Below are 26,610 nucleotides of genomic sequence, written 5' to 3' on the forward strand. Positions count from 1 at the left end.
GCCGTGCCGGAGAGGCGTAAAGGCAGCGTCGAACGAAGACCTCCCATGCCGACTTGTGCTGGGTCGCGCACCCGACATGTTATCATGCGAGCACGCCCCTCTTGCGGAGACATCCCATGCCACACCCAGCCATCGTCAAAGACAACGTTGCCGTGATCACGGGTGGCGCAGCCGGCATCGGATTTGCCGCTGCCTCCGCGTTTGCGCGCGCCGGAATGAAGGTGTGTATCGCCGATGTCGACGAGACGCGGCTCGCAGAAGCCGCAACGAAACTGTCATCGATCACGGGTGCCGCCGACGTGATGACCGCAGTCGTCGATGTCGGCAAGGTCGAGAGCCTGACGGAACTCGAGCGCGTGGTCCGAGCGCGGTTCGGCGGCACCGATATCCTGATGAACAATGCCGGAATCCAACCGGGCAGCACGCTGTTCGGAGAGCCCGATCATTGGCAGCGCATCATCGATGTCAACATGTGGGGCATCATCAACGGCTCGCGGATATTCGCGCCGGGCATGATCGCGCGCCGCAGGCGCGGCCTCATCATCAACACGGGATCAAAGCAAGGCATCACCACACCGCCGGGCGATCCCGCCTACAACGTCTCGAAGGCCGGCGTGAAAGCGTTCACCGAGGCGCTTCAGCACGAGCTGCGCAACACCAGGGACTGTCACGTCACGGCACATCTGCTGATTCCCGGCTTCGTCTTCACCGGCCTCACCGCGAAGGGACGAACCGAGAAGCCGGCCGCCGCCTGGACGCCGGAACAGACCGTCGATTTCATGCTGGCGCGGCTGGAGGCTGGCGATTTCTACATCCTGTGCCCCGACAACGACGTGCCGCGAGCGCTCGACGAGAAGCGCATGTTATGGGCCGCCGGCGACATCGTCGAGAACCGCCCGCCGCTGTCGCGCTGGCATCCGGATTACGCGGATGCGTTTACGAGATTTGTAAAGGAAAACTGACTGTCAGATCCTCATGGTGAGGAGCTGCCAGCGGGAAGGCTCGGCGAAATCAGATTGCTAGCCTACAGCGTTTCCTGCTGGTGGCCGCAATTCTTGCAGGCGAACTTGACGCGGTTCTGGCCCTTCTCGGCCTGCACCCGGTTCGGGGCACCGCATTTGCCGCAGACCGCCTCGATGCGGGTCGTGCCCTGCTTGACGACGATGGTCTTCTTTTCCATGGATTCGCGGATCAGGCGCTCGGCCTCCTCACGCAGCGATTGTTTCGACAAAGCTCGTCTCCGCCTCTGGAAAGCGCGCGAGCCATATCGCACCTGCGGTCGCAGCACAATGCGGGATACGAATCCGAGGTGCGATCAAGACGTCATGGCCAGACAGAAAGCCGCGGGACGGTGCTCCGCGGCTCTCTCGTTGTCGCCCTCGCTTTCAAGCGGCCTTCGCCTAGGCGGCCTTGGACACTTCCATCAGCAGGCGCTCGGCCTTGGCGTCCTCGATGCGATTGACCAGCCGGCTGCTCTCGTGGTTGTCGCGCACGGTCTTGGTCAGAGTGATGCAGGTCTGGACCAGCATGACGATGCCCATGGTGAGGTAGCCCTTCATCCAGACGTCGATGGGCAGGAAGAAGACGCCGATGGCGACGAGGAAGGCGGAGGCTGCGAAGGATGCGTAGGTGAAGGTGACCCAGGCACTGCTGTGGGGCTGGCCGTTCTGATTCATGATGGTCTCCTGTTGGTTCGATGATGATGGGAACTGGGGTCAAGCGGCCGGCGCGCGCTTGGACTTCAACCTGGCGAGCACGTCGTCTGCCGTCGTCTTGAGCCGCGGGCCAAAGCCCTGCTCGGCCAATCTCTCGGCGGTCGCGATGGGACCCGTGGCCGCATCCAGCTCGACCAGCGCATCGTCCGCGGCCTGGGCCTCCATCTGCCGCTCGCGCAGACGCCGCAGCGTGCCCTCGGCTTCCGGCAATGTGGATTCGTAGGGACGCGCAGCCTCGATGCCGCTGCGACGAAGCGAGCGCACCGCCTCCGAGGCACGGGCGAGGCGCCGGCCACGATCGAGTTCGGTGATCCGGGCCTGTGCGGTGGTCACGTGCCGTTTCAGCCGGGCGATCTCGGTTGCGAACAGCGCGCGCGCCGTCATCGCCGCATCGCGGTCGGCCTCCAGGCCGGCGATGGCGTCGGCGGCGTCCCTGGCGAGGTCATCACGGCCACCGTCCAGCGCGGCGACCGCGCGGGTCTCGAGGTCGGCGATGCGGGCGCAGGTCGCCTCGAGTTTGCGGCCCTCCTGCTGGTCCTGCGCAATCGCCAGCGCCAGCGTTCGCTTGCTGCGTTCGAGGGCGGCGGCTGCATCGCGCATCTGCTGGTCGAGGACCAGAAGGGCAGTACGGTCCTCTAGTTCCTCTCCAGCTGCGGCCACGCTGCCGCGGAAAAGTGTCACGACTGTCTTGAACATTGTCTGCTCCCTGTTATGAGCGCTGCTCACAACAGCTTTGTAGCAACAACCTTGAACATCGTTCAAGAATTATTTGAGCATCGCTCAAGAATTCGGTTAGAGATGACTAAAGCCTTGGCACGGCGGGAAAAATTACGGACCGAACTGATCCAGGCGGCCGAACAGATGATCGCGGAGCGGGGGTTGGCGGGCCTGAAAACCCGCGACCTAGCCCGCGAGATGGGCTGCGCCAATGGCGCGGTCTACAATCTCGTGGCGGATGTCGACGAGCTGATCCTGCGCGTGGGCTCACGCACTTTGCACCGGCTCGATGAGGCGCTCAGTGTCGCCATCGGTGCGGGCGAGCCGTCGCCGCGCGACTCCCTGGTCCGCATCGCAATCGCCTATTGTGATTTCGCAGCCGCAAACCTCCAGCTTTGGCGCGCGCTGTTCGAACACCGCATGGCGGCCGACAAGCTCGTCCCCGATTGGTCCGCCCACGACCAGATGCAGCTGTTCCGTCACATCTACCAGCCGTTGGCAGCGCTGTTACCGGAGCGAAGCCCGGAGGAACTCGGCATCACTGCCCGCAGCCTGTTCTCGGCTGTGCATGGCATGGTGGCGCTGGGATTGGAGCAGAAGCTGGTTGCCGTGCCTCTGCCGGCCTTGCGCGAGGAAATCGCCACCCTCGTGCGTGCGATGATCGACGGACTGATCGCGCAAGCAGCGGAAAGCCGGCTGACACAAGCCCGCTGACTGGGCGCAGGACCGGCATCACGTCAGGCTACGTGCCCAACCTCAATCTCGCGGATTGCTAGGAACGAACATTCCGAGGGCTCGTTGTCGCGCATAGATTCCCTCACAGCGCGAGCCCTCCCATGTATCACCACGTCAAGAAGCTGATGTTCACCGTGCGCGTCGACGAACCCGATCCGCGCTTCGGCAATATGCTCCTCGAGCAGTTTGGCGGCGCCAACGGCGAACTTGCGGCGGCGATGCAATACTCGATTCAAGGGCTGAATTGCGAGGACCCCGATCGTAAGGACCTCTTGATGGATATCGGCACCGAAGAGCTCAGCCATCTCGAGGTCGTCGGTTGCCTTGCCCGCATGCATCTCGCGCCGTCGAAGAATGACCGCCAGGCAGCCGAAGCCGATCCGTTGATTGCGATCGCCGGCGGCGGCGGCGTCAATCTGTTCAACTCGCAGGGAAATCCCTGGACCGCCGACTATCTCAAGATCACCGGCGAGCTCGACGTCGATCTCCGCAGCAATATTGCCGCCGAGGCGCGTGCCAAGATCGTCTATGAGCGACTGATCAATTTCTGCGACGATGCCGGCAGCAAGGACGCGCTGCAGTTCCTGATGACGCGGGAGATCACACATATGAAGGCGTTCGCGCGCGCGCTCGAAAGCCTGTCCAAGCCGGCCTTCAGCATCGGCAGGCTCGCTCCGACGCCTGGTCTCGTGAACCAGTACTTCAACGATTCCACCGGCAGCGGCGAGCACGGCGAAATCGACACCCGCGGCCCCTGGAATGAAGGTGAAGACTGGGTCTTCACGGAATCGCCGGCGTTGCAATCCACCGATCCCAACGGTGCGACACCGATCGTCACCGAGAGCTCGTCGCCCGTCGACGAGTCCGGCCTGACCGACCTCCTGCTCCACGAGCTGCGCGACATTCTCCATGCCGAGAAGCAGCTGACGAAGGCGCTTCCCAAGATGGCGCAGGCCGCGCGCTTCGACCAGCTGCGCGAGCTGTTCGAGCAGCACCTGGTCGAGACCGAGAACCAGGTCGAGCGCATCAACGAATGCTTCGAGCTCCTCGGCGAGACGGCCCGCGCCAAGCCTTGCAAGGGCATGATGGGCCTGATCGAGGAAGGCCAGGAGGTCATGAAGGAAGCCGAGGAGAAGGAGGACGCGGCCGCCGACCTCGCGCTGATCTCCGCGGCCCAACGCGTCGAACATTACGAGATGTCCGGCTACACCACGGCGCGCAACCTCGCACAGCAGCTCCGGCACAGCGCGGTTGTCGCGCTGCTGTCCAAATCGCTGGCGGAGGAGGAGAATTCCGATCTCCTGCTCAACCAGATCGCACGCTCGTTGATGTCGGTCGCAAAGATGCCGGCCGCGCTGGAGCAGGCTGAATAAGGAGCGCCGCTCGAGCAACGCGTATCCGATCAGTTAAGCCGCCTCGCATCTGGTGCGGGGCGGCTTGGCGCTTCTTTGCTATGGCATACACCTTGCCTCTCGATGCCCGACAATGCGGACAGGAGGCACCCTTGAGCGTTTCACCCTTCGATTTGAGCCGCCGCAAGGTCCTGCTCGGCGGCCTCGGTGCCGCCGGTATGGCAACATTTGCTCCCCACCTTGCTTGGGCGCAGGGGCGCAGCGAGACGTTGCTGGTGGTGCAGGAGCTCGGGCCGAACTCGCTGGACATGCAGGGTGTTGGCTCCAACCAGACCGTGAACGGCCTGTCCTGGAATTGCTACGACCGGCTGCTCACCTATGCCGCGAAGACACTGCCGGACGGCACGTTGTCGTATGACCGCGAGAAGCTCGCGCCGGAGCTCGCCGAGAGCTGGGAGGTCGCGCCCGACGGCATGTCCTGCACCTTCCGCCTGCGGAAGGATGCTAAATTCCACGACGGTACGCCGGTGACCGCCAAGGACGTCAAATGGTCGTTCGACCGCGCCGTGAAGGTCGGCGGCTTCCCGACCTTCCAGATGTCGGCGGGGTCACTGGAGAAACCGGAACAGTTCGTGGTGGTCGATGACCACACTTTCCGCATCGATTATGTGCGCAAAGACAAGATGCTGCTGTTCAACCTCGCCGTCGTCGTGCCCTTCATCATCAATTCCGAGCTCGCCAGGAAGAGCGCGACGCCGGAAGACCCGTGGGCGCTGGCTTGGCTGAAGAACAACGAGGCCGGCGGCGGCGCTTACAAGATCGAGAGCTGGAAGCCGGGCAGCGAGACCGTGCTGATGCGCTTCGACGACTGGAAGAGCGGGCCGCTGCCGAAGGTGAAGCGCGTGATCGCGCGCGACGTTCCTTCCGCCGGCACGCGCCGTGCCATGCTGGAGCGGGGCGATGCGGATATTTCCAGCGGCTTTGCGCCGCGCGATTTCGAGCAGATCATCAGGGAGGGCAAGGTCAAGGTCTCGGGCGTGCCGATCCCGAACGCGCTGTGGTACGTCGCACTGAATACCGCGAAGCCGCCGTTCGACAATGTCAAGCTGCGCCAGGCGATCGCTTGGGCCATGCCGTATCAGCAGATCCAGACCAGCGCCTTCTTCGGCCGCGCCGTTCCCATGTATGGCGGCCCGACCCACGCCTCAAAGGCGGTCTGGCCGCAGCCGTTTCCTTACGTCACCGATCTCGACAGGGCCAAGGCTTTGCTGAAGGAGGCAGGCTTCGAATCCGGCCTAGAGACGACGCTTTCGCTGGACGCCGGGACCGCGACTGTCGGCGAGCCGACAGCGATCCTCATCCAGGAGAGCCTCGCGAAGATCGGTATCAAGGCCGCTATCGAAAAGATCCCTGGCGCCAATTGGCGCACGACGCTGAACAAGAAGGAGCTGCCGCTCGCCCTCAACCGCTTCAGCGGGTGGCTGGATTATCCCGAATACTACTTCTACTGGAACTTCCACGGCAACAACTCGATCTTCAACATTTCCTCCTACCAGAACAAGGAGATGGACGCGCTGATCGACAAGGCGCGCTTCAGCACCGATGCCGCGGAGTACGACAAGGCGGTGAAGGATTTCATCACGCTCTGCATGCGCGACGTTCCCGTCGTTCCGCTCAACCAGCCGATCCACGACGTTGCCATGCAGAAGGCCGTCACCGGCTACCAGTTCTGGTTTCACCGCGAACCGGACTACCGGCAGTTCGCGAAGGGCTAATCCCTATCGACGACTCGTATCGTACTTGACGCTGCGCGCGCCTGCTCGATTGAAAAGGCGCGCACCAGCCGCGCCGCGCTCGCGCGCAGCATCGCGACGCCGAGCTTGCCTTGTCGCGATCCTTCGAGAGCACAGGCAAAGACCCTGTAGAACTGCGCGCCGTCATAGGCAACCAGCAGCAGATCGACGCCGGCATTGATCGCTTCGACCACGGCCTTGCAGACGTCGTTCTGGTAGATCGCGCCCATGACGAGGTCGTCGGTCATGACCACGCCCTGGTAACCCCACCTCTGGCGAATGATGCCGTCGACGACGCGTTTCGAATGCGAGGCGGCGCGATCGGGGTCGACGGCGGTCAACGTGACATGACCGACCATCAGCGCGCTGCGCGAGTGCGACAGCACCTGCCGGAACGGCAGCCAGTCCGTTGCTTCCAGCTCCGTCACCGGCGTATCGAGATTGGCGCTGAAGTGGTGGGTGTCGCTGCGTACGCGGCCGATGCCCGGAAAATGCTTCAGCGTGGCACCGACGCCGGATTCCTCGAGGCCGCTCACATAGGAAGTCGCGATGGCGCTGACCACGGCGGGATCTGACGCGATCGCACGCTGTCCTATCAAGGTATGGAAATCGAGACGGTTGCGCTGCGCCTGCGGCTTCAGATCGAGCACCGGCGCGAGGTTGAGGTTGACGCCAAGCCCTGCGAGCTCGCGCCCGTGAATGCGGCCGAACTCTTCGGCCTTGGCCCGCCGGTCGTCGGGGGCGAGCCCGGCGAGCGTTGCCAGCGCCGGCAGCTTCGTCAGCGGCGGCGCGAGATGCCCGACGATGCCCCCTTCCTGGTCCGCGGCGACGAGCAGCGGCGGCAGGTCGGCTGCGCGCCTGATGTCCTGGAGCGCCGCGATCTCGTCGCGCAGCGCGTCGACCATCCGTCCCCGGATATTGTGCCGGGTGACATAGACGCCGCCGATCAGGCCCAGCTCGGCGAGGCGAGCGACCTCGGGGAAGGAGGAATAGCCGACCATGAAGTGAGGCCCGAGCTGCCGCGCCTCGGCGGTGCCGGCGCCGAGAACCCGATGCTTGCGCAGCTCGAACGTCAGATGCGCTGCGAACATCAACACCGGTGGCAGGCACCAGAGCATGATCAGCGCCTTGCCGGCAAAGCTGCGCCAGCGCCCTCCCCACAGCAGGACCAGCACGATCGCCACGCTTGCGACGACAAGCGCGACGTTTCCGGCGCCACGCAGCACGAGCAGATAGGGATCGTTCTTGTTGAAGGCTACGAATGCAACGATGGGTGCGGTCAGCCAGAGCAGGACGAGGCCGATTCGGCGGAGGAATTTCATGGTGCGTCACACGTGATGAGTGGCGAATGCTTCGCACCTAACAAGGCGAACCATGTTGCGCGAGAGCCAAATCCGCGCCTGCACGAAATCTGCAAAAGACTCCTGAAGCCGTGCAGACGATGGACCCGCCTTCTGCACAAGCGCCGTTCAGACTTGCCATGCCATCCATTACGAAGGGTTTTCTGGACATGACGAGCCTGGCTTCGACGATCGCAGCCGACATCCAACCGGACAAACATTCCGCAATTCCGGCCAAGCTCGGCTGCGCGCTGGTGCTGGCCGCGCTCGCCGACTGGCTGTTCTATGGCGAGCGGATCGGGCTGTCGCTGACGCTGTTTGCGATCGTGATCGCCGGCGTGTCGTTGTTCTTCAATCACGCAGCGCTGGACCTGCGGCGCGGCGTGATCGGCTCGGTCATTCTCGTTGCCGGCCTCGTGCCGGCCGTCGAGGAGCTGAACACGCTGTCGTTCCTGATCCTCATTGCCTCGCTGACGATTGCGCTGCTGCTCGTGACCAATGCGGAAACGACCGACCTTGCCGACAGAGCACGGGCGATACGCAACTTCGTCCTGTTCGGCCCCTTCAGGTTGTTCCCCGAGGCGCTCCAGATTTTCGACATCTCGGCCTTCACCCGCAGCGTCGCGCTCTGGCTGCTGCCGGCGACGCTCGGCACCGTATTCGTCGCATTGTTCGCGGCGGCCAATCCGGTGATCGAGCAGTGGATCTCCCTGCTCAATCCGAAGGTTGCCTTGGAATATGTCCGCGTGTGGCGTGTGCTGTTCTGGGTCTTGATGCTGGCCCTGGTCTGGCCGTTCATCCATGTGCGCTGGCGGCGCCGGAAGGTGGTCATGCCGGCCGCGGCCGATGAACCCGTGCCGCCGCCGCTCCCGCCCTTCGTCTCGGCCGAATTCCTCGGCCCCGCCACCGTCCTGCGCTCGCTGATCCTGTTCAACCTGCTGTTCGCGGCGCAATCCGTCCTCGACGGTCTCTATCTCTGGGGACGCGTGGCGCTGCCCGACAACATGACTTATGCGGCCTATGCCCATCGCGGCGCCTATCCGCTGATCGCAACCGCCCTGCTCGCCGCCGCCTTCGTGCTGGTCGCGATGAGGCCGGGAGGACCCGCGGAGCAATCGAAAGTGATCAGGCCGCTGGTCTATCTCTGGGTCGGCCAGAACGTCCTCTTGGTCGCGTCCTCCATCCTCCGGCTCGATCTCTACGTCGACATCTATATGCTGACCTACTGGCGCGTCGCGGCCTTCATCTGGATGGGGCTGGTGGCGCTGGGGCTGATCCTGATCGTGGCCCGAATCGCGCTCAACCGCTCCAACCGCTGGCTCATCAGCGCCAACCTGATCGCGCTGACGGTCGTGCTGTACGGTGCTTCGCTGGTGAACTTCGATGCGTTCATTGCCGACTATAATGTGAGCCACAGCAGTGAAACGTCGGGCAAGGGCGTGTCGATCGATGCAAACTATCTCCTTACGCTCGGACCGCAGGCGCTGCCGGCGCTCGACAAGGTCATTGCCCATCGTCCTGGCGATGACTGTCTTGCGCGGCGCCGCGATCGGCTTGTAGAAACCCAACGGCTGGACATGGAATGGCGAGCCTGGGGCGTCCGGAGCTGGCGGTTGCAGCGCAGGCTCGATGCGCTTGCCAGGCGCCCGCGTGACAGTCAGCCGGCAGGGTGAGCGGAGAGACCTTTGGCGCATCGCATTCTGATCGTCGACGACGAGAGCCACATCCGCGAGGTCGTCCGCGTCGCGCTCAAGAAGGCCGGCATGGACGTCATCGAGGCGCGCGACGGCAAGGAGGCGCTGAGCCGCTTTGCCGCCGACAAGCCCGACCTGATCGTACTCGACATCGGCATGCCCGAGTTCGACGGTCTCGAGGTCTGCCGCGAGATTCGCAAAGGCTCCGACGTGCCGATCCTGTTCCTGTCGGCGCGCGACGAGGAGATCGACCGCATCCTCGGCCTCGAGATCGGCGGCGACGACTACGTCACCAAGCCGTTCAGCCCGCGCGAGCTGGTGGCGCGGGTCAACGTCATCCTGCGCCGCCTCAGCCCGCGCAACGGCGAGGCCAAGGCCGGGCCCACCGCACTGGCGCAAGGCGGCCTGCTGATCGATCCCGAGCAGCATCTGGCCTCATTCGCCGGCACGCCGCTGAAGCTGACCGCGATCGAGTTCGGCATCCTCCGCGCTTTCCTGACGCGGCCGACCTCGGTGTTCAACCGCGAGCAGCTGATGCGGGCGGCCTACCAGCTCAACATCCAGGTCTCCGACCGCACCATCGACAGCCATATCCGCAACATCCGCGCCAAGCTGGCGGCGCTGAATTGCGAGAGCGTGATCGAGACCATCCATGGCGTCGGCTTCAAGCTCGGCCGTTGCGAGCAAGAGGCATGAGCGCAGCGCCTGAGAAATGGCGGCCCTCGCTTGGGCTCGTCATCTTCACGGTGCTGGCCACCGTCGCCATCCTGCCGCTGGTCGGCCTGTTCTTCTTCCGCCTCTACGACAACCAGCTGATCCGCCAGACCCAGGCCGAGCTGATCGCACAGAGCCGCGTGCTGGCGACGATCTATGCGCAGGAGGTCGCGGCACGGCTCGACGGCGGCCTGACGCTCGGCCCGGAGGTGCCGCCGGGCGTGTTGCCCGACCCAGGCGACCCCGTCACGCCGATCCGTCCCGCGCTCGACCTTACCGCGAACGACCTGTTGCGGCGGCGGCCCGATGCGCTCCGTGCGCCGCAAGCCGCGCAGGCAGCCTATGTCGAGATCGGCGCCCGGCTGACGCCGATCATCCGCGAGACCCAGAAGGTGACGCTCGCCGGCTTTCGCATCCTCGATTGGCAGGGCGTGGTGATCGCCGGGCGGCAGGAGGTCGGGCAGTCGCTCGCCCATATCGAGGAGGTCGCGGATGCGCTTCACGGGCAGTACCGCGCCACCTTGCGCAACCGTGTGCCAGACAAGCCGCCGCCGCCGATCTATTCCTTCAGCCGTGGCCTCGGCGTTCACGTGTTCTCGGCGATGCCCGTGATCGTCAACAACCGCGTCGCCGGGGTGATCTACACCACGCGGACGCCGAGCAATATTTTTGACCACCTCTACCAGGAGCGCGGCAAGTTCGTGCTGGCCGGGCTCGCCGTGATCCTCGGCACGATCGCGATCGGCCTCGTGTTCGCGCGGACCATCACGCTGCCGATGCGCGAGCTGGTCGAGCGTGCCGCGAGAATCGGCCGCGGCGACCGCGAGGCGTTCCAGCCGCTGAAGCACTACGGCACGCGCGAGTTCGCCCAGCTCTCGCACAGCTTCCTCGGCATGGCCGAGCAGCTGGCGCGCCGCTCCGACTACATCGCGACCTTCTCGGCCCATCTCACCCACGAGCTGAAATCTCCGCTGACCTCGATCAAGGGCGCGGCCGAGCTGTTGCAGGATTCGGTTCAGGGCAAGGCCGGGGGCCTGACGCCGGCCGAGCAGAACACGTTCATCGCCAACATCCTGTCGGACACAAAGCGGCTGGAGGCGATGGCGCAGCGGCTGCGGGAGCTCGCCCGCGCCGAGAGCCTGCCGCAGAACGAGCGCACCGAACTGGCGCCGGTGATCGCCGATCTCAGGGCCAGGTTTCCGGCAAGCGCGATCGAGGCCAGCGGCAGTCTCGACCGGGCGATCGGCATGTCCGGCGAGAAGGCGCTGATCGTGCTGTCGCACATCACCGACAATGCGATGCGGCACAAGGCGCGGACGATCCGGCTGGAGGCGGTGGACGAGCGGACGACCCTGCGGCTGACCGTGAGCAATGACGGCGAGGCGATCTCGGCGCCGAACCGCGACAGGATCTTCGATGCGTTCTTCACCACCCGCCGCGACCAGGGCGGCACCGGGATGGGTCTCGCGATCGCGCGCGCGGTGATGGCAAGCCATGGCGGCTCGATCAGCCTCAAGCCGACCGGCGACGGCGCGGCCTTCGAACTCCAGTTCCCTGTGATCTGAGGCGCGACGCGCGGATCATGCCTCAGATCGCGAACACCCAGGCGGCGACGATGGTGCCGATGGTGACGAGACCAGCGATGGTCCAGCCAGCCGCGTATTCCAGCTCCGGATAACCGGTCGCGCGCATGATCTCGACCGGATCGGCGGTATGCTTCTCTGCCATGACAGCCTCGCACGTTTCTTCCCGCGTCATAGATAAGTCGCAGCAGCCGCCACTAGGTTCCATCACGGAAATGCGAGGAATGACGCAGCTCGGATTATTTTCCGACCCGCAAGCAGGTCCTGTCGGCCTTCGCTATGCGGACGATTTCATCGAGCGCGCCGCCGAGCAGGAGCTGATCGGCCGCATCGCAGCATTGCCGCTGCAGCGCTTCCAGTTCGGCGCTTTCGAGGGCAATCGCCGCGTGGCCTCGTTCGGCTACCGCTACGACTACACCCTGCAGCGCTTGGCCGAAGCCGAGCCCATCCCGGACTGGGTACGGCCGGTCGCGCAACAGGTCGAGGCGTGGGCGGGGCTGTTGGAGGGCAGCGTCCGGCAGGTGCTGTGTACCGAATATGAGGCCGGCGTCGGCATCGGCTGGCACCGCGACAAGCCGCATTTCGACAAGGTGCTCGGCCTGTCGCTCGGCTCGCCTTGCAAATTCCGCTTCCGCCGCCGCACCGGCGAGACGTGGGAGCGCCACACGATCGAGGCCCTGCCGCGCTCGCTCTACATGATGGACGGCGAGGCGCGCTCGGGGTGGGAGCACAGCATTCCGCCGGTCGAGGCGCGGCGCTATTCCATCACCTTCCGGACCATGAAGCGGGCCTGACCGGTCGTCCAAAACAAAGCCGCGAAAACAACCCCATGCACAGTAGACAGCCGTTTCCTGCTCGCGGCCGGGCGGCGCGGGACAAGGCCCTGACGGTTCGAGACAAAATGGCCGCGCGCCGCAATTCGACCGTGCTTGCGTCCTGAGGCGACGGCATGCGAGGAAGTTGCCTGGTTGCGCGCCGGCGGCGTTCCGGCCAAGGCGCCGCGAATTCGCCTCAAGGCGGCTGACTAATGAGGCAAATTGAAAAGACAGACCGGATCAGCGAGCCCATATGAGCCCGGCAGCGCCGACAGCACCATGAAGCATTATCTGACAGTTTGCCTGTTCCTGACCATGACCGCGGCCTCCGCCCACGCGCCGGTGCCGGGCCGGCTCTCGCCGCGGTCCGACCTCATGCAGGTGGGCCTCACCGATTCCGACACCATCGCCGGCGGCACCGCGCGGCTGTGCGAGCAGGTGAGCTTCTCGCGCGGCCTGCGCTATGGCGAGAGCGAGGCCAATGTGCTCGACGTCGCGACCAGCGCGACCAAGGCGGATACGCCGCGGCCGGTGCTGCTGTTCGTGACCGGCGACACCTTCACCGGCGACCGCTCCGCGCCGGAGCTGTCGCGCCAGATCCAGGACCAGGCCATGTGCTTTGCCGCGCGCAACGGCATGATCGGGGTCCGCGTCAATTATCGCCTGGCGCCCGCGGCGACCTGGCCGGCCGGCGCGTCCGACGTGGCGGCGGCGCTGTCCTGGGTCCACGGCAATATCGACCTGTTCAACGGCGATCGCCGCGAGATCGTGGCCGTCGGCTACGGCGCCGGCGCCTTCCATCTCGCGACGATGCTGGCGCATCCCGAGTTGCAGAGCGAGGGCGCCGACGTCGCCGGCGTTGTGCTGGTGTCCGGGATCTACCGGGCCGGCAAGGACGCCAGCGACAGCGAGAAGGCCTATCTCGGCACTGACGCCGCCAAGTACGACAAGCGCTCGGTCTTCCCCGGCATCCTCAATGTCGACGTGCCGATCGTGCTGGCCTGGGCCGCGGACGATTCCGCCGGCCTCGTGGCGCAGGGCGAGACCTTGAAAAAGACGCTGTGCGGTGCCGGCCATTGCCCACGCAGTACGCTGCTGCGCAGCCGCGAAGGTATCGCGAGCGCCTTCGGCCTCGACGGCTCCGGCGAGAGCCTCGCCGAGCCGACGCTGCTGCTGGTGCGTCAGCTGGAGGCGCGGGGGCTGCCGTAGACGAGGCGCGGCTCCGCTATTGACAAGCCACACCCTGGCTGGCCCTTCCTGCACCTTCCCTCGCGAGAAGGTCAGGGAGTGCGGCATCGCACGGGGACTCGCTCAGTGAGAGAGCACCCCGCGCGCAATACCCTGTCAACATCCCTGCCGTTTCGTTCATCTTTACGCGCTCGTTGAAGGCGTCCCGAGCCACAGGATTGCCAAACGTTCGACTTACATCCGTTTGCCTCGGTGCGGATTGAGCCGACTTCGTGGGGCCGGCGATGCCGGGGGCCAACAAGAGGTATCGTCGAATTTCACGACGGCGGAACAGCTACTAATCTTTCTCAGATCGTCGCCGTTACCCACGATAACATCCGGCCAAATTCAGTCAAAATGATATGGGCACCGCCTTGCGGAGAGAGTTAGGAGACGAGTGCTCATACGCTTCCTAGTCGGCAATTACGCAAGTCTGATCACACCCATGCCGGCTTGAGCGACGCCGGCTGCGCTGCCGAAATTCCCACATTGCAATAGTCGGAATCTGATACCCATGAGAGAGTGGAACGGCTGCTCGATGCAGGACGCCCGCCGTTTTGCGTTGAGCTCCGCAAGGCGCTGCTGCATGCACCAAGCCATTGCAGACAGGCCTCTGCGTCCTCGCGGTCGCCCTTGGTCCTGGGGTCGCCAAATAAGATCCGCAGGGCATCACCGATGAACTTGTCGACGGCACCACCATATCCGAGGGCGATCGCCCGCGCCTCTTTCTAGACCTCAGCGGGCAATTCAAAATGAAGCAAGGACGAGGAGCGCCGGGCCTTGACGGTTGAACGTAGACGCCGACCGCTCCGGTCACCATCCAAGTATTGCTCGCACGTCCGCAAGTGCCGCTGTTGGCCCGCGTTGCCAGACGATGATAGAGGCAGCAGCAACCAACGAAAGGAACACAATACCGACAAAACGCCTCCACGGCCGCTTTCTCTCCTCTGCTGCTATTGCCTGCGCTTCCATCGCGGCCGGTAACGAAGGCGGAGGAGGCGGCGACCTAGGCTCGGGCTTTGCTTGGGGCTGCTTATTTTGGGGCCATAGGAGTTCAAAGTCTGCTTCTTCGCCACCCATTGTCGCCGTATCCCAAGGTTCGCTTTCCACAAGGGTTTTCAACGTTTGAACGGATAGCTTTGAAACGATTCTCTTAAGCTCTCGATCCGTCGGTGGTTCATCCAGTCGGTCCCGAAGTCGATTACGGATTTGAATCAATCGATCCAGAAACAAATCGCCGTAATTTTGGACAACGGCACCGTCCCGGTAAGATTGGCCAATTATCTGTTGGATCGGGACCAACGTGCCCCTTTGATCTGTGGTAACCATGGCTCGCCAAGCACGAGTTTTGTGTCGGTATTGCAGCATGGCCATTGCTGCCTCATGCCGCATAAAATCGGCATCTCGCAGATTACCATCCTCGGTCCATCGTTCCGCGAGCGTCTTCGCCAATGATTGAGCGGAAGCAAATCCGCTGTTCAATCCCCGACCGGGCCAGAAGTGTATGGCGCTTGCGGCATCACCCAATAGCGCGCCGTAAATGGCATTCGATGACCGCGTCGGCGGAATGAGCTCTGCCGTAAAGCGGGGCCTTTGTGCCATTTGCAGACGAAAGGCCGTTATGCCAGTAAGGTTGTCTGCATCGACGTCGAACAGCTTGAGACCTTCCAAGACGCGCGGCCACAGCGCCGACGCGTTTACTTTAGCGTCCAGCGCGGGTTTAAAATAAGTGTTGTGCGTAGGGCAAACAAAATCGTCTTGCGGCCGCCTTCTTACCATCAAGCACGGATTAGACTGAATACAGTCGAGAAATTCCATCCTTTCCTTATTGAACCCAACGACCTCCCTCACCTCTTCAGGTGCTAGGCGCATGTTGAGAAAACCGTCGCCCCGAAGGGAGTTCAGTAGATATCGGTTCTGCGCTACAGTTAGAACGACGGCGGTAGAGTCGGGCAGCTTGGACTTAACTCGCAGACCCAAGACGGTATCTTGAAGGGGTGCCGTACCGTCGATCGAATAGATGCCTAAGTCCTCTCGACCAAAGCGGGTGAGATAGGCTGCTCGGGTAGTCCCTGAAATTCCGTCACAGATTACCAACACCCGCTTTCCATTAAGATTGGCACCTTCTGGGTCAGGCTCAAAATTTTGAGCGATAAGCGTAATATGGCTCGTGCCTTCTGCAAGCTCCAAGAGCTTGTCTTCAACATAAGAGATGCGGATGTTCCTTGGCGGCCCCAAGCTTGCGGGAGAGTCGGGCCCAATAGGCCACATCTCGGAAAAGGCTTCCTTGTCAGCGAACAATGCTTCCTTTACGCTTTTCGGAAACCGCGAGTACTGTCGGCTTTGAATGGTTACGACTTGTTGTCTTCTGGCGTTTCCATCCTCTTTCCCGCGCCAAACAATATCTCCGGCCTTTGATCTGGTCCAACGGCCATCGAAGATCTCGATTGCAACATCCTCGGGCATCAAATCGCGAAGCGTCAGCGCGAAAAGAAGACCAACGGGTCCACCGCCGGCCACCGCTACGTTGAGAGTTGGTCTTGGCATGCACAAAATTCCGCAAGGCATCAACAAATTATGGTTGCAACTTTAGTTTGCCTCGCCACAAGTTCAAGAGACTTTTTGCCATCCTTCACGTTGCCCGTAACGCGCCCCACCGACCAACCGGACGTATTCGCCGACGAGCAGAGGGGTTACCTTTTGGCCTTCAAGCGCGCTGCTTTTACTCGATAGGAGGCTACGCCAGAGACCATGCGTCGCTTCTAGTACAAATCGCCGCCGAGCAACTGCGGGAGCTCACCTCAGGGAAAACTCGCCGGCGGGGGCTAACACCTGCCAAACCAACAGCTGCCTCACCGCAAGCGGTAGAGGCGCCCTCCTTTGCCCTTTCACGCCGGCTTCAGCGAGGCCAGCGCGTTCTCCAGCAGCGAGCGCACGCGTGCGGCGTCGCCTGATTTCACCACGGCGGGATCGAGGTAGAGCTCGAGGCCCGGTGCGCGCTCGGTGATGATGCCGCTGCTCTCGGCCGCTCCGTCGGACAACGCATCGACCGAATAGGGGATCACCTCGCGGCTGATGCCCTTCATCGTGATCGCCGGCAGCGCGTGGGCGCGGACGATGTCGCTGACCAGCGCGAAGGTCTCGTAGCTCAAGACGATGCCGCCGGGCTCGGCGATGGATTGCAGGCGCGCGGCGAGGTTCGCCTCCGCGCCGATGATGGTGTAGTCCATGCGGTCGGAGCTGCCGAAATTGCCGACATTGCAATAGCCGGAATTGATGCCCATGCGCGAGCGGAACGGCTGCTCGATGCCGGATGCCCGCCATTTCGCATTGAGCTCGGCAAGCCGCTGCTGCATGCGCCAGGCCATCTGGAGACACGCCTGCGCATCGGCGCGGTCGCCCCTGGTCTCGGGATCGCCGAAGAAGATCAGCATGGCGTCGCCGATGAACTTGTCGACGGTGCCGCCATATTCATGAGCGATCACCGACATCTCCGTGAAATATTCGTTGAGCAGCTGCGTCAGCTGCTCGGGCTGGAGCCGCTCCGCGGTCGCCGTGAAGTTCTGGATGTCGGAGAAGAAGATGGTGAGCTTCTTGCGCTCGGTGTGGATGGTAACGTCCTTCTGGCCCGAGAAGATGCCCTTGTAGACCTGCGGCGGGATGTAGCGCGAGATCTTCATCGACAGCGACGCCAGGAAGTCGTTGGCGGATTCGAGCTCCTTGTTCATGTTCTTGATGCGGCGCGCCTGGCGGCGCTGCAGCGACAGGAACGCCAGCCCGCTCCCGGCGGCGATCAGGAAATAAGCCAGCAGGAACTTGAACGAGAAGATGTTGGCGGCGATCGGCTGGGCGATGATCACCTCCTGGATACCTCTGACGTCGCCGACCTTCCAGTCCTTCTTCGGGCTCTCGGGATGGCTGTTGTGGCAACTGACACAGGCCGGCCCCATCGTCACGGGGGCGACGAGACGGACCTTGTCGTTGAACAAAGAAGTCTCGGTCTCCACGATCTTCTGCTCGGGATCCTTGCGAAGCGCCTCCAGGGCATCCTTCTCGAACTTGTCGAGCTGGTGCGGGGCGCGGTTCTGGAACGGAAAGTCCGAGACGAAGCGATAGGTGATGTTCTCCTGCTGCGCGCCGATCACCCGGCCGAGCTCCAGCGACAAGGTCGCCGGGATCGGGATCGCGCCGGGGATGGATTCGTAATTGTGCGCGACCTTGGTGCTTCCATTGGGGTTGGCGAGCACGCGCCCGACCACGTTGGAGGCGTAATAGCTGCGCACGCTCGTGATCACCGAGTTGAGATCGATCGCCTGCCGACGCAGCGCCGTCTTGCTCAGCTCGGTCAGGTCCAGCCACACCGCGAGCGGCAGGGCGAGCAGGAGGAAGACGATCACGGCACCCGTGAAGATGCTGCTCTTGCGCTGTTCTCCGGAGATCTCTTGTTTCACCCTGTGGCTCCGTTGTGTGCGATTTTGTCGCAAATCTTCTGGAATCCGCGGCAAACACTGCGGCGGCACAGAGCCAAGATTTGCCGGCCGGCGCAACCCCATTTTATGGTGGGTCGGACCAGGCGCCTTTTCGTTTGATCACGGATGCTTAAGATCGGCGCCGACCTGCATCCGCTCCGCCGGGAGAGACCCATGACCGAGACCATCCGCATCAAGCGCTTCCGGGCACGTCCCGTGATCGTGCCGATGAACCTGCCGCTCCAGACCGCGACCGGGGCCGTCGCAAAGGCCCCGCTGGTGCTGATCGACTGCGAGACCGACCAGGGCGCAGTAGGCCATTCCTATCTGTTCTCGCTCACGCCCTCGGCCTTGAAGCCGCTGGCCGCGATGGTCGCGGAGATGTCGGACCTGCTCGCCGGCGACGAGCTGCTGCCCTTCGAGATCGAACGCAAGCTGAGCCAGCGCTTCACGCTGCTGGGCCTCGCCGGCCTGCAGCGGCTGGCGCAATCCGGCATCGACATGGCGGCCTGGGATGCGCTGGCGCGCGCACGCGGCCTGCCGCTCGCGCGCCTGCTCGGCGGCGCGCCAAAGCCGGTCCAGGCCTACAATTCGAAGGGCCTCGGCATCATGCCGGCCGGCGCCGCGGTGGACGAAGCCCACAAGCTGCTGGCCGAGGGATTTCGGGCGGCCAAGATCCGCGTCGGCCGTCCCGATGCGCGGGAGGATCTCGCCGTCGTGCGCGCGGTGCGCAAGGCCGTAGGCGATCGGGTCACGCTGATGTGCGACTACAATCAGGCGCTGACGGTGACCGAGGCCATCCGCCGCGGCGAGATGCTCGACGACGAGGGCCTCACCTGGATCGAGGAGCCGATCCGCCATGACGATTATGCCGGCTGCGCCCGCATTGCCGACGCGCTGCGTACGCCGGTGCAGATCGGCGAAAACTTCGACAGCGCCTTCTCGATGCAGTCCGCGCTCTCCGCGGAAGCCTGCGACTACGTGATGCCTGATGTCCAGCGCATCGGCGGCGTCACCGGCTGGCTCCGAGCCGCCGCGCTGGCGCATGCCGCCGGCATCGAGATGTCCACGCACCTGTTCTCGGAAGTGAGCGCGCATCTGCTCTGCGTCACGCCGACCGCGCACTGGCTGGAATATGTCGACTGGGCCGACGCGGTGCTGGCGACGCGGCTCAAGATCAAGGACGGCTTTGCGCTGCCGGGCGAGGAGCCGGGCAACGGGATTGCGTGGGATGAGGCGGCGGTGAAGAAATATCTGGTGGGATAGGCCTTGATCGGCAGACGCTCCTTCGCGTCTTCTTCATTGCTGATGTTGCAACCGGTGAACAGCCGACCACCCGCCGGCGCGTGTTCATTGTTTCTGCAATATCGCCGGCAACACCGAACCGTCGTTCAAGATCGAAAAAACTTCCCGGGAGGACAGATGGGCGATGGCCTCCTCGAAAGTATCGCTCGCATCGACCTTGGCACGGCCGACCGCCAGATTCGCGTCGATCGTGTCGGGCCGGACGGCGCGTGGAAGCGGCAGCTGTGCGACGTGGAAGGCCAAAAGCCTGGCATCTTCGCGCAGTTCCAGCAACGCGGGCCTGATCCCTGCATCCGGCGATTCGCTCAGTTGGTTTGCTCGACGTAGCACCGAAGGCGGCGCTACCTCCTCGGGCGTGACGAACAATTTGTCGGACGCGGGCCTGGCAGTCAGCGCGCCGATGGGAACCGCGAACAGCAGCCCAACGACGACCGGGGACATCCAGAGCAGAAGGGGCAGCGAAACCGCGTACGCACTTGCCGCCATCGCAACGCCGCACAAGGTCGGGACGCTGTATTTTCGATAGAGCTCGCGGCGCTCCACCGTGCCGTCGTCCCGCCTTTGCGTCTGCCAGCCAGCATCGCGGCCGGCCAGGATCTCGACCACCGCGATCGACTGAAAGATCATCATCACGGGCGCCATCAACGCGGATACCACGACCTCTGCGAAGACTCCGGCCGAGGCCCGCAAAGCGCCGCCGAATTGTCGTCGCACCGGGCGCCGTATCCAAAGCAGCACCAGGCTGAGCAGCTTGGGCAACAGCAGCAGCGCCATGGTGGCGACGAACACCCAGATGGCGAGCACCGAATCCTGGGCCGGCCAGGTCGGAAACAGGGAGAAACCCTTGGGAAAATACTCCGGACGCGCGAAGCGGGCCTGCAGCGAGATCAGCATTCCCAACAGCAGGAACAGCAGCCACAGCGGCGCCGTCAAATATGCTCCGATTCCCACCATGAAATGCAGGCGCGACACCCAATGCAGGCCCCGCGCAGGCACGACAGCGAGATGCTGGAGATTGCCCTGACACCAGCGTCGGTCGCGCGCGGCGAAGTCGAGCAGCGACGGCGGCACCTCTTCGTAGCTTCCGCCGAGCATCGGCAACATGTAGATGCCCCACCCGGCTCGCCGCAGCAGCGCGGCTTCGACGAAATCGTGGCTGAGGATGTGTCCTCCGAAGGGCTTGCGCCCGCGCAGCTGCGGCAGTGCCGCCGCTTCGGCGAACGCCCTCACGCGGATGATCGCATTGTGGCCCCAGTAGTTGCCTTCGGAGCCGTGCCACCAGGCAACGCCGGCGGCGATCATCGGTCCGTACAAGCGGCCCGCGAATTGCTGGACGCGGCTGAACAGACTTCGCGCGTTGACGATCATCGGGAGCGTCTGGACGAGCCCGGCACTGGGATTGGTCTCGATGGCATTCACCAATCGGACGACGGTCTGGCCGCTCATGAGACTGTCGGCGTCGAGCACGATCATGAAGTCGTAGACGCCGCCGAACCGCGTGATCCACTCGGAGATGTTGCCGGCCTTCCGCTCCCTGTTCTCGGCGCGGTGGCGATAATACAGCCGTGTTCCGACGTCCTGCCGCAGCGCGAGCAGCGCTTTTTCTTCGGCGACCCAGATGTCGGGATCGGTGCTGTCGCTCAGAACGAACCAGTCGAACAGCTCTCCGTGCGCGGTCGCCTCCAAGGATTCGATCATTGCACGGAGCCGCGCCGTCAATCGGTGCGGGTCTTCGTTGTAGGTGGGAAGCAGCATGGCGGTGCGGCTTGCAATGGCAGGCAGTTCCGCGCCGGAAGCCAAGGCACCCTCGTCCGGACGATGGGTCAGCAGCACAACGAAGCCCGCCACGGCGGAGGCGAACGAAAACGCGACCCAGGCGAGCAGGACCAGAAAGAGCGCCAGCACCATGCCTTCGAGGACCGTGACGCCGCCGACCTGCAGCACGCGATACATCTCGTAGCCGCCCGCCCACGTGAGCGCCGCCGTCGAGAGCAGGATGAGGCCGCGCCGCCAAACCATCGTGCGGGCGATCTGCGCAGGAATGCGGTCCAATACCCGGTTCTTTCCGAGGTCGCCCGGCGCCATCGGAAGGGGGGACTCGTGCGGCAGCAGGCGTTGGCTCGCGATCTCGCCAACAACCGGCCGCGGTGCCGTGCTCAGGGGGCCCATCGGTAGACCCAGACTTCCGACAAGGGCTTGTCGCCTTGGGCCAGAAACGCCCGAAGCTCGATCGGCTCACCCTTCACCTGGCACTGGAAGCTGAGCCGCCAACCGCCGGTATAGGGATTGGGCTGCGTGACGATGTTCTTGATCTCGGATTTTTCCGCCGCCACCACGCCCTTGACGCCGGCAGGATCGATCCCTTTCAAGTTGTCGCCGAGCAGATCGAGCACGAAGAGGCGCGCATCCTCGCCCTTTGCCCCTATCGCGCTTCGCGTGAACCTGGCGAGCGAATGCGGCTTCGGGCTATCTGGTCCCCAATGCAGCCGATAGGTGTAGTTGTGCTCGCCCTTGGCCTGCAGCGGATTCTTCGGCCGCCAGAATGCGGCGATGTTGTCGTGAACTTCCTCCTTGGTCGGGATCTCGAACAGCATGACCCCGCCCTCGCCCCAATCGCCGATCGGCTCCATCCAGAGGCTTGGGCGTTTCTCGAAGCTGGATTCGATGTCCTGGTAGGCGGCGAAGTTTCTCTCCCGCTGCATCAAGCCGAACCCGCGCGGATTGAGATCCTGGAAGGTGCTGATCTGGAGGTCGCGGGGATTGCTGAGCGGCCGCCACAGGCTTTCGCCCTGCCCGTTGAAGATCGCAAGTCCATCGGAATCGTGGACCGAGGGGCGGAAATCGTCGATGCCGTTGCGGTCGTTCGGACCGTAGAAGAACATGCTGGTCATGGGCGCGAGTCCGGCCCGCTGCAGTTCGACGCGCGGGTAGACCGACATTTCGACGTCGAAAACCGTCGTGTCCCCTGGCCGCACCGTGAATCGGTAGCTCGCTGCGCAGCTCTTGCTGTCCAGCAGGGCATGGATCACCAGCGAGGTCGCACCCGGCGCCGGCCGCTCGAGCCAGAAGGTCTTGAAGAGCGGAAATTCCTCGCCCTTGGCTTCGCCGGTATCGATCGAAAGTGCCCGGGCGGAAAGCCCGTAAGTCTGTCCCTTGGCCACGGCGCGGAAGTAGCTCGCGCCCAGGAAGACGCAGACTTCGTCGTAATAGTCGGCGCGGTTCATGGGCGCGTGTATGCGGAAGCCCGCGAACCCAAGATCGGCATCCTCGAACGCCGGCACCTTCTCACCGAACGAAAAGTCCGCCTTGCGATACTTGAGCTCGGTTGCCTTTCCGTCCGCGACCTCGAAAATGTTCACTCTGTTCTTGTAGAGGAAGCCGCGATGGAAGAACTGCGCTTCGAAGGGAAGCTTCGTGCCGCGCCAGAGCGCGCGCTCGGGCAAATAGCGGATCGAACGATACTGATCGTAGTCGAGCTCCTGTAATCCACCCGGCAGCTTCTCGTCCGGCGCCTCGTACGGCTTCCCGGCCAGCATACGGGCAAGATCCCTCACCTTGGACGATCCGAATGCCTCCTCCGACGCGCGAGCGGCGGCAAAACCGCTTCGCGACGCGAGCAGCAACGCCGGCAGCGCTGCCGACCCTTGAACAAGCTGGCGTCGGTTCACGCGTTCTCCTCGCTCCTGCTGCCGCGGCCAAGCAACGGCCGCCGCGCCCGCGAGTTCCACAGGCTGCGAGATAGAGAAATATGCCAGGGCCGCAGCGCCGAAAGAGCAGAGCAAGCGGCCCTGTGCGTGACCTTCGGAGTGATGTCCGAATTCGGGCACCAACCCCATCTCAATGGGGCAGCCCGCACGGATATGGAAATCTCGTGGAAACCACTCCTTCAAGCCTCAGGCGCGGAGCGCCAAATCATTGAAGAAAATGGTGGGCACGACAGGGATCGAACCTGTGACCCCTACCATGTCAAGGTAGTGCTCTCCCGCTGAGCTACGTGCCCTAATAGTCCACTTGTGTCGGGTGGGGTCCCTATAACGGCTCAGGGGAGCCGGCGCAAGGACGGAAGGGGCCGATTCAGGCCGCCAGCATCTTGTTCACTTCGCTGACCAATTCGCGCAGGTGCACCGGCTTGGACAGCACCTTGGCGTTCTTGGGGGCATCCGAATCCGAGTTCAGGGCGACCGCGGCAAAGCCGGTGATGAACATGATCTTGATGTCGGGGTCGAGTTCCGAAGCCCGGCGGGCGAGCTCGATGCCGTCCATCTCGGGCATCACGATGTCGGTGAGCAGCATCTCGAACGGCTCTTCCCGCAGCCGCTGATAGGCGGCCATGCCGTTGTCGTGGGACGAGACCTGAAAACCGGCGTTTTCCAGCGCCTTGACCAGGAAGCGGCGCATGTCGTTGTCGTCTTCGGCGAGCAGGATCTTTGGCATGGCAGGAATCGTCGCATCCCCAGAGGATATCAGCAGAGGTCACTAAGCCCGACAGACGGTAAATTTGGGGTGAAAATCTTTACCCTGGGCCGGCGGCGCGACCGCACTCTTGTGAACCCGAAAGCGGCGCGAATCAATCGAGCTGCCCAAGCATGTCCCCGCCTCCCTGCCTGCAAGGTTAAGACCTGTTCCAATGACCATCACATCTTTTCGCTTGGCAGAATGGTTGCGATTCCGGACAATGAGGACACATAAGAGCCGCTCGATCGGCCGAATCGATGCGATCCGGCCCCTGCCGGATCCCGGCGCGAAGGGACGAAGCCTGAGAAGATGACCCGGTTTGACGGCGACATGTCGCCCGCCTTCGAGATCTTCGAGCCTGCCGAATGGCGCGCGCCCGTCATCTTCAACTCGCCCCATTCCGGCTCGATCTATCCGGACGAATTTCTGGCGGCCTCGCGGATCGACCTGCCGACGTTGCGGCGCTCGGAAGACTCGTTCATGGACGAGCTGATCGGGCATTTGAGCGAGCGCGGCTTTCCGACCGTGCGGGTCAACTTTCCCCGCTCCTATGTCGACGTCAACCGCGAGCCCTATGAGCTCGACCCTCGCATGTTCAGCGGGCGGCTGCCGAGCTTTGCCAATACCCGCTCGATGCGGGTCGCCGGCGGGCTCGGCACCATTCCACGCGTGGTCGGCGACGGCCAGGAGATCTATCGCGAACGCATCCTGGTCGACGACGCGCTGGGCCGGATCGAGACGCTGTACAAGCCCTACCATCGCGCGCTGCGCCGGCTGATCAACAAGGTGCACCAGATGTTCGGCACCGTGGTGCTGGTCGACTGCCACTCGATGCCGTCGGTCGGCGTCAGCAGGGACGAGCCGCGCCGGCCCGACGTCGTGATCGGCGACCGCTACGGCACCAGCTGCACGCCGCTGCTGCCCGATCGCGTCGAGGAGACCATGAGCGGGCTCGGCTATTCGATCGGCCGCAACAAGCCCTATGCCGGCGGCTTCATCACCGAGCATTACGGCAATCCCGCAAGCGGCCTGCACGCAGTGCAGCTCGAGCTCAATCGCGCGATCTACATGGACGAGCGGCGCCGCGAGCGGAGCGCACGCTTCGCGCAAGTCGCCTCCGACTTCGGTGTTCTTGCCGACGTGCTGGCGACCACGATCCCGTTCGCCGATCTCGGCCCGTTCCAGGCCGCGGCGGAGTAGCTCCTCTCCAACGTCGATGTCTCGGTCGGTCCCTTGGGAGTCCCTCGGGAGTCCCTTGGGTGCGCGCGTGTTTCGCTTCTCAGCCTTGCGCGCCTTGAAATGAAAGCGGCGGCGGCAAGAAAAAAGGGCCGCTCGCGAATGACGCAAGCGGCCCAAGTCTAGGGAGGAAACGCCCAAGGAGGGCAGCGGTAACGCCAAGCGCTACCGCACCGCAACAATATGCGACCGCGACGCACAAAGCGCAAGGGCTTTTGCGCTGTTTCCCATGCAAAACGCACATGGCTCAAATGCTCTCGCGGAAACCCAGATTCAGTTCCTTTGATAAGGGAATTCAATGGGTTGATAGTCGTTTGCATACGAACAAGGCAAGCGCGGAACTAAGTTTTCAAGTCAATGATCGATTTTTGGCCAGCAGGTGACCGGGATGAGGCAGCGCACCCCGGAATGCAAAATACCGGGGTGCAAGATCAAGACAGCGCTGCACGCCGCAGGCGAATTGAGCTAGGCAGGGGCGAGCTTCATCCAACTTTCGCTTCCTAGGATTCGCCCCGTGACGGTGATCGACTTCTCCGCCTTCATCGGACGGCTCGCCACCGCCTCCGGCGAAACCATCCTGCCGTTCTTCCGCACCTCGCTGTCGATCGACGACAAGAGCAAGACCAGGGATTTCGATCCCGTAACGGAGGCCGACCGCGCCGCGGAGGCGGTGATGCGGCGGCTGATCAAGGCCAACTTCCCCCAGCACGGCATCGTCGGCGAGGAATTCGGCAACGAGAACGAGGACGCAGACTATGTCTGGGTGCTCGATCCCATCGACGGCACCAAGTCCTTCATCGGCGGCTTTCCGATCTGGGGCACTCTGATCGCGCTGCTGCACAAGGGCGTGCCGGTGTTCGGCATGATGCACCAGCCGTTCATCGGCGAGCGCTTTTCCGGCGACAACGGTTCAGCCAATTACAAGGGCCCCTCCGGCGAGCGCCGGCTCCAGGTCCGCCGCTGCGCGTCGCTGTCGGAAGCCACGACCTACACCACCAGCCCCCTGCTGATGAACGAGAACGACCGCGCCGTCTTCAGCCGTATCGAGAGGAGCGCGCGGCTGTCGCGCTATGGCGGCGACTGCTATTCCTATTGCATGCTCGCCGCGGGTCACGTCGACCTCGTCGTCGAGACCGAGCTGAAGCCCTACGACATCGCGGCACTGATCCCGATCGTGACCGGCGCTGGCGGCGTCGTCACCACCTGGGAGGGCAAACCGGCCCAGGGCGGTGGCCGCATCATCGCCGCCGGCGACGCGCGGGTTCACGAGGAAGCGTTGAAGCTTTTGAACCAGTCGTGAGCGGGCGGAGAGCTTGCATCACCGACGCCGGAGCCGAGACGGCGAAGTAGGTGTTCTTACCCTCCCCTGGAGGGCTACTATGTTCACACATCTCTGTCGGAGCCTTCTGCCCGCCAATCCGGAAATGCGAGTCATTCGAGTCACTTGCTTCGATTCCGTC

22 protein-coding genes, 1 tRNA gene and 1 pseudogene are annotated in these 26,610 nt (G+C 63.6%); 12 read left to right on the forward strand and 12 right to left on the reverse strand.

Translation table 11 applies throughout. The features are described from left to right. Window positions 1-116: 116 nt before the first annotated feature. Entirely contained in the window at window positions 117-962 is an 846-nt protein-coding gene (locus AC3WLX_RS31515) for an SDR family NAD(P)-dependent oxidoreductase (protein WP_492338863.1), read from the forward strand. Window positions 963-1,024: 62 nt separating this feature from the next. Here the strand turns inward: AC3WLX_RS31515 and AC3WLX_RS31520 are convergent, their stop codons facing one another. The 3 genes from AC3WLX_RS31520 to AC3WLX_RS31530 all read right to left on the reverse strand — a co-directional run bounded on the left by AC3WLX_RS31520 (window position 1,025) and on the right by AC3WLX_RS31530 (window position 2,411). After that, window positions 1,025-1,231, reverse strand: coding sequence for a hypothetical protein (locus tag AC3WLX_RS31520; RefSeq protein ID WP_453949573.1), 207 nt, complete (start codon window positions 1,229-1,231; stop codon window positions 1,025-1,027). 169 nt (window positions 1,232-1,400) lie between these two features. Further along, window positions 1,401-1,676, reverse strand: coding sequence for a YiaA/YiaB family inner membrane protein (locus tag AC3WLX_RS31525; RefSeq protein ID WP_097657431.1), 276 nt, complete (start codon window positions 1,674-1,676; stop codon window positions 1,401-1,403). 39 nt (window positions 1,677-1,715) lie between these two features. Beyond that, window positions 1,716-2,411 carry a PspA/IM30 family protein gene (locus tag AC3WLX_RS31530; RefSeq protein WP_492338864.1) on the reverse strand — a complete coding sequence of 232 codons (696 nt, stop codon included), beginning with the start codon at window positions 2,409-2,411 and terminating at the stop codon, window positions 1,716-1,718. A gap of 102 nt (window positions 2,412-2,513) precedes the next feature. Between AC3WLX_RS31530 and AC3WLX_RS31535 the strand changes: the two genes are divergently transcribed. From AC3WLX_RS31535 to AC3WLX_RS31545, 3 genes are all read left to right on the forward strand, one after another. Continuing rightward, complete coding sequence (locus AC3WLX_RS31535; RefSeq protein WP_492338895.1) at window positions 2,514-3,146, forward strand: TetR/AcrR family transcriptional regulator; 633 nt, start codon at window positions 2,514-2,516, stop codon at window positions 3,144-3,146. A gap of 122 nt (window positions 3,147-3,268) precedes the next feature. Further along, window positions 3,269-4,540, forward strand: a complete 1,272-nt coding sequence (locus AC3WLX_RS31540; protein WP_291627502.1) for a DUF892 family protein — start codon at window positions 3,269-3,271, stop codon at window positions 4,538-4,540. 131 nt (window positions 4,541-4,671) lie between these two features. Continuing rightward, on the forward strand, window positions 4,672-6,294 hold the full coding sequence (locus AC3WLX_RS31545) for an ABC transporter substrate-binding protein (RefSeq protein WP_492338865.1): 1,623 nt from the start codon (window positions 4,672-4,674) through the stop codon (window positions 6,292-6,294). On the opposite strand, the gene AC3WLX_RS31550 is transcribed toward AC3WLX_RS31545, so the two are convergent. Next, the gene (locus AC3WLX_RS31550) at window positions 6,291-7,634 is read right to left on the reverse strand and encodes a glycoside hydrolase family 3 N-terminal domain-containing protein (RefSeq protein WP_492338866.1); all 1,344 of its coding nucleotides are present in this window, start codon (window positions 7,632-7,634) and stop codon (window positions 6,291-6,293) included. The genes AC3WLX_RS31545 and AC3WLX_RS31550 overlap by 4 nt on opposite strands. 188 nt (window positions 7,635-7,822) lie before the next feature. Between AC3WLX_RS31550 and AC3WLX_RS31555 the strand changes: the two genes are divergently transcribed. The 3 genes from AC3WLX_RS31555 to AC3WLX_RS31565 are packed head-to-tail and all read left to right on the forward strand — an operon-like array spanning window position 7,823 to window position 11,625. Continuing rightward, window positions 7,823-9,325, forward strand: coding sequence for a DUF4153 domain-containing protein (locus tag AC3WLX_RS31555; RefSeq protein ID WP_492338896.1), 1,503 nt, complete (start codon window positions 7,823-7,825; stop codon window positions 9,323-9,325). A gap of 12 nt (window positions 9,326-9,337) precedes the next feature. Further along, the gene (locus AC3WLX_RS31560) at window positions 9,338-10,042 is read left to right on the forward strand and encodes a response regulator transcription factor (RefSeq protein ID WP_492338867.1); all 705 of its coding nucleotides are present in this window, start codon (window positions 9,338-9,340) and stop codon (window positions 10,040-10,042) included. After that, on the forward strand, window positions 10,039-11,625 hold the full coding sequence (locus tag AC3WLX_RS31565; RefSeq protein ID WP_492338868.1) for an ATP-binding protein: 1,587 nt from the start codon (window positions 10,039-10,041) through the stop codon (window positions 11,623-11,625). The genes AC3WLX_RS31560 and AC3WLX_RS31565 overlap by 4 nt, the downstream gene beginning before the upstream one ends. 22 nt (window positions 11,626-11,647) lie before the next feature. On the opposite strand, the gene AC3WLX_RS31570 is transcribed toward AC3WLX_RS31565, so the two are convergent. Then, on the reverse strand, window positions 11,648-11,788 hold the full coding sequence (locus tag AC3WLX_RS31570) for a hypothetical protein (protein WP_492338869.1): 141 nt from the start codon (window positions 11,786-11,788) through the stop codon (window positions 11,648-11,650). A 79-nt stretch (window positions 11,789-11,867) separates the two neighbouring features. On the opposite strand from AC3WLX_RS31570, the gene AC3WLX_RS31575 reads away from it, so the two are divergent. Next, complete coding sequence (locus tag AC3WLX_RS31575; RefSeq protein ID WP_492338870.1) at window positions 11,868-12,437, forward strand: alpha-ketoglutarate-dependent dioxygenase AlkB; 570 nt, start codon at window positions 11,868-11,870, stop codon at window positions 12,435-12,437. 300 nt (window positions 12,438-12,737) lie between these two features. Next, window positions 12,738-13,667 (forward strand): alpha/beta hydrolase, encoded by a 930-nt coding sequence (locus tag AC3WLX_RS31580; protein ID WP_492338871.1) that lies wholly within the window; start codon window positions 12,738-12,740, stop codon window positions 13,665-13,667. Between the two features lie 486 nt (window positions 13,668-14,153). On the opposite strand, the pseudogene AC3WLX_RS31585 reads toward AC3WLX_RS31580, so the two are convergent. The 3 genes and pseudogenes from AC3WLX_RS31585 to AC3WLX_RS31595 form a co-directional block, all read right to left on the reverse strand. Continuing rightward, window positions 14,154-14,410: pseudogene (locus AC3WLX_RS31585) on the reverse strand (adenylate/guanylate cyclase domain-containing protein); the annotation flags it as partial. Between the two features lie 88 nt (window positions 14,411-14,498). Beyond that, on the reverse strand, window positions 14,499-16,232 hold the full coding sequence (locus AC3WLX_RS31590; protein WP_492338872.1) for a hypothetical protein: 1,734 nt from the start codon (window positions 16,230-16,232) through the stop codon (window positions 14,499-14,501). Window positions 16,233-16,573: 341 nt separating this feature from the next. Continuing rightward, window positions 16,574-18,136: an adenylate/guanylate cyclase domain-containing protein gene (locus AC3WLX_RS31595; RefSeq protein ID WP_492338873.1), complete on the reverse strand. Its 1,563-nt coding sequence runs from the start codon at window positions 18,134-18,136 to the stop codon at window positions 16,574-16,576. Between the two features lie 192 nt (window positions 18,137-18,328). Here AC3WLX_RS31595 and AC3WLX_RS31600 point away from each other — a divergent pair, with 192 nt between their 5' ends. Continuing rightward, window positions 18,329-19,420: an enolase C-terminal domain-like protein gene (locus AC3WLX_RS31600; protein ID WP_492338874.1), complete on the forward strand. Its 1,092-nt coding sequence runs from the start codon at window positions 18,329-18,331 to the stop codon at window positions 19,418-19,420. Window positions 19,421-19,504: 84 nt separating this feature from the next. Here AC3WLX_RS31600 and mdoH read toward each other — a convergent pair whose 3' ends face one another. The 4 genes from mdoH to cpdR form a co-directional block, all read right to left on the reverse strand. Further along, on the reverse strand, window positions 19,505-21,628 hold the full coding sequence (gene mdoH, locus AC3WLX_RS31605) for a glucans biosynthesis glucosyltransferase MdoH (protein WP_492338875.1): 2,124 nt from the start codon (window positions 21,626-21,628) through the stop codon (window positions 19,505-19,507). Then, entirely contained in the window at window positions 21,616-22,995 is a 1,380-nt protein-coding gene (locus AC3WLX_RS31610) for a glucan biosynthesis protein G (RefSeq protein WP_492338897.1), read from the reverse strand. The genes mdoH and AC3WLX_RS31610 overlap by 13 nt, the downstream gene beginning before the upstream one ends. A 389-nt stretch (window positions 22,996-23,384) precedes the next feature. After that, a tRNA-Val gene (locus tag AC3WLX_RS31615) sits at window positions 23,385-23,459 on the reverse strand. A gap of 74 nt (window positions 23,460-23,533) precedes the next feature. Further along, on the reverse strand, window positions 23,534-23,893 hold the full coding sequence (gene cpdR, locus AC3WLX_RS31620) for a cell cycle two-component system response regulator CpdR (RefSeq protein ID WP_007597092.1): 360 nt from the start codon (window positions 23,891-23,893) through the stop codon (window positions 23,534-23,536). 330 nt (window positions 23,894-24,223) lie between these two features. Here cpdR and AC3WLX_RS31625 point away from each other — a divergent pair, with 330 nt between their 5' ends. Next, window positions 24,224-25,114 (forward strand): N-formylglutamate amidohydrolase, encoded by an 891-nt coding sequence (locus AC3WLX_RS31625; protein WP_492338876.1) that lies wholly within the window; start codon window positions 24,224-24,226, stop codon window positions 25,112-25,114. A gap of 550 nt (window positions 25,115-25,664) precedes the next feature. After that, on the forward strand, window positions 25,665-26,450 hold the full coding sequence (gene hisN / locus AC3WLX_RS31630; RefSeq protein WP_492338877.1) for a histidinol-phosphatase: 786 nt from the start codon (window positions 25,665-25,667) through the stop codon (window positions 26,448-26,450). Window positions 26,451-26,610: the final 160 nt, after the last annotated feature.

The sequence above is a fragment of the Bradyrhizobium sp. FW305-F6 genome (assembly GCF_058782905.1).